The organism is Marinococcus salis (assembly GCF_054971365.1).
The window spans coordinates 1-1,988 of sequence record NZ_JBQOJB010000042.1 but is presented as its reverse complement, the minus strand read 5'-3'; the positions used below and the strand labels follow the sequence as shown (position 1 = coordinate 1,988).

The following is a 1,988-nucleotide window of genomic DNA, read 5'->3' as shown; positions in this document are numbered from 1 at the left end:
GGCGGATGATATTGGATATAATTTCCAATATTTACTTCTATGACCAACATTTGTTTTCAAACCTGCAACTTAAAAGTTATAGATATAAATTATTCATGAGGAAAGCCGGCAAAATCCTCAATGCTGAATACTCTACGCGCGTTTTTACTGCCCTCTTCGAAAGAAAGCTTGGACGCTTGGTTTCTACGCAAACTTATCGCTTCTAAAATCGAAAATAATAACCGATTGCCATAAAGACGGAAAAACTGGTGGCCTTCAAAAACTTTGAAAGAAGCAGCCACGACAGCTGGCCGGTCAGCCACCAGCTGCCCCTGTAAGCTCAAATAAAGTTGGAGAGCCGCGAAGCAAAGATTAGCAGCAAACATAAAACACATCGTAACAAAAGAGTGCGTTAGCGCGTGCAGGCTCCCCTCTCCTCCATTTGTGACGTACTAATATAAGTGAATGCATTTCCGGGTATTTGGGAAAATTTGCAAACGTAGTGAAGAGCAAAGGTTTCAGGAAATGAAATACCTGGGAAGATAAGGAATGTGATTCATAATGCATTACTGGGGTTAAGAAAAGATTGAAAGGGTGGCGATTTTATTATTACTGAAAGGTAAGTAAAACTTTAATTTCTTTGATTAATTATTAGGACTCGTATTGCATTTATGGTGCTTCTGTACGTAAGTGAAGAGTAGATCGTACTTTTGTATCTTTTTGTAGAATCAAAAAATTGGATCCCTTTAACAATCGTAACGCTAACAAAAATAACAATAATTAAAAAAAGAAAGTAAAGGAACGCTATTATTATTAACACTTCAAATACATTATCGCCTCCTTGATTGTATTGTGCGGCTAAGGCACTAAGATTCCAAGACATACTAGCTAAAAAAATTGGAAGAGAAATAACCAAGCCTATATTTATAGATTTTATGAATACTCTGAGGGAAAATTCATGATGAATTTTTGCTTCGTCTTCGATTTTCGGTAACAGATACTGTTCTAGAAAGGAAAAAGAAATGTTATGTTTCTTAATCCATTTCATTGTTTCGATGCAAGCAATGTTATTTATTAAAGTAGAAGATGTCGAATCTCTAGAAGTATTTGCATGTAAAGAAATTACCTTTTCTTTAAACCGAGAATATAATCTAAAAGTAATTATAATAGGAAGAAAAAATGTTATTGCTGCGATATACATAGAAAAAGGAAAAGTTATTTGTAATATAGCCCCACTTATTAGCGTTCCCCATAAAACGAGATAGACTAAAAAAATTAGGTTTAACGCTTTTTTTCTCTCACATTTGAATACTTGTTTATTTTTTTCCTGTACTCTATGTCCTTGCCAAAATAATTTAACAAGCTTAATTTCTGATTGTACTTGAGTTAATAACTGGTGTTCGTCGTGAATCTTAAACATTCATTCTGTACCTCCTCTAAAACCTTATAGTGAAGATTTTTAACAACTGTTTCAATTTAAAAAAGGACCGAAGCCCCTCTCTCTAGACCTTGTATGATAGAATTGGTCCGTAAATTAAAAACATAAGTAGTTTATTGAATATAGTATACGGCGTTCCAAAGTTTAAAATGCGGCATAAAATGGCTCCTTATTAAAGACTACATCTTGAATGCTTAAGCTTTTTAAATGCTTCAGCCGAACGTTTAAATAAATCCGTTCATTTAAAGCACTGTTTTTCATTATTGAGCGAGCATAGAAAAACGAGACCTATGCAGAAACCGGCTGTTCTTAGACTGCCTATTTCAGTAAATCCAAAAATGAAGAAAGGTAAAGCTATAAAAAGATTACTTTTATTAAGGGAACGAACATGAAAATTATTTCTCGTAAAAGTCATACGCTGCTTTCCCCCTTTTCCTAAAAATTACCTATGTTTGACATCTGTATGTAAAATTATTCCTTTTTTATTTTACTACCTTTTAAGTTGCAGGTTTGAAAACAAATGTTGGTCATAGAAGTAAATATTGGAAATTATATCCAATATCATCCGCCT

Annotated in this window: 2 protein-coding genes; both read right to left on the bottom strand. The window is 33.6% G+C overall.

Going from position 1 to position 1,988, the window contains the following annotated elements; all coding sequences use genetic code 11:
- Positions 1–89 precede the first annotated feature (89 nt).
- On the bottom strand, positions 90–365 hold the full coding sequence (locus ACTTK6_RS15735) for a hypothetical protein (RefSeq protein WP_462833944.1): 276 nt from the start codon (positions 363–365) through the stop codon (positions 90–92).
- 245 nt (positions 366–610) lie between these two features.
- Positions 611–1,399 carry a hypothetical protein gene (locus ACTTK6_RS15730; RefSeq protein ID WP_462833943.1) on the bottom strand — a complete coding sequence of 263 codons (789 nt, stop codon included), beginning with the start codon at positions 1,397–1,399 and terminating at the stop codon, positions 611–613.
- Positions 1,400–1,988: the final 589 nt, after the last annotated feature.